A 1,119-nucleotide genomic window follows, 5' to 3' on the forward strand; every position below is an offset into this window, starting at 1 on the left:
TGAAAAAGAGACTCTGTATTATTGGTAGTGGCGTAGCCGGACTGCATCTAGCTTATGCTCTAAAGGACGACTTTGATATTACAGTCATTGAACGTCAATCACCAGAACAGATTAGAAAAGGCCGAATCATGTCTACTCAGGTACATTTTGGATCAACAAGGACTCGTGAAAAATGCTTTAATGTGCCAAAATGGGAAGAACAAACTCTTATTGAAAGTATTCATATTACGATTGGAAATCAAAAACTATTTGTAGGAATGTTGCAAGAACCGGCATTATCTGTTGATCAACGTGTGTATTACTCGCATTCTATTAAAGATCTTGTAGAAAAAGGAGTTTCCTTCCGTCTAGAAAAGGTAGATAAAGAGAGTGTGGAAGTACTAATAGATGAGTTTGATTTAGTTATTGATTGTACTGGGAAAAATGGACCTCTTTTGCCGTTTCCGATTGAAGAGGATCTGTCTCCTTTTCAAACTCCTCAGCGAAAATGTATCGTTGGTTATTTCACAGGTATAAAAGCAAACACTCCTCTGGGAGTAAGCGTAACGGTTCTTCCTGAGTTGGGTGAAATGTTTGAAATACCCGCAATAACAGAACACGGTCCTGTTACCATCCTGTTCATTATGGCAATACCAAACAGTGATTTGGACGTATTTAAAGGAATAAAACATGCAGAAGAGTTTATTCTTAAAATGAGAAGTACAGTTCAACAGTTTTTCCCGGAAATTAATAATCGAATTGATGGAAATAATTTTGCTTTATGTGATGAAAATAGCTTTCTTCAAACTGCCTTAACCTCTGTTATTCGAAAGCCATATCTCATGGTTAAAAATAAGCTGGTAGTTGGCTGTGGAGATAGTGTATTTCTAAACGATCCTATTACGGGTCAAGGCTGTAATCTCTCTTCTTACTGTGCTGAACAATTGTATGAAACCCTTACCGAATACAAAAATTTTAAGTGGGACGTAGAAACAGGAGAGTCTTATTGGAATCGAACGAAACAATATGTAAAAGAAGTAACTGAATGGACAAATGCCATGACGAAACCATTACCTGAGCATGTTGTTCAATTGCTACTTCAGGGTGCACAGGACCAAGTAAAAGCAAACGAAATTGCTG

Annotated in this window: 1 protein-coding gene; it reads left to right on the forward strand. The window is 37.3% G+C overall.

Translation table 11 applies throughout. From position 1 onward, the window contains the following. Positions 1 to 1,119 (forward strand): styrene monooxygenase/indole monooxygenase family protein (locus ACFFIX_RS27800; RefSeq protein ID WP_378939893.1); only part of this gene is annotated, 1,119 nt, incomplete at both ends.

Origin of the sequence: Metabacillus herbersteinensis, assembly GCF_042433335.1 — a bacterium.
In the GTDB taxonomy this organism is placed as follows: Bacteria; Bacillota; Bacilli; order Bacillales; family Bacillaceae; genus Metabacillus; species Metabacillus herbersteinensis.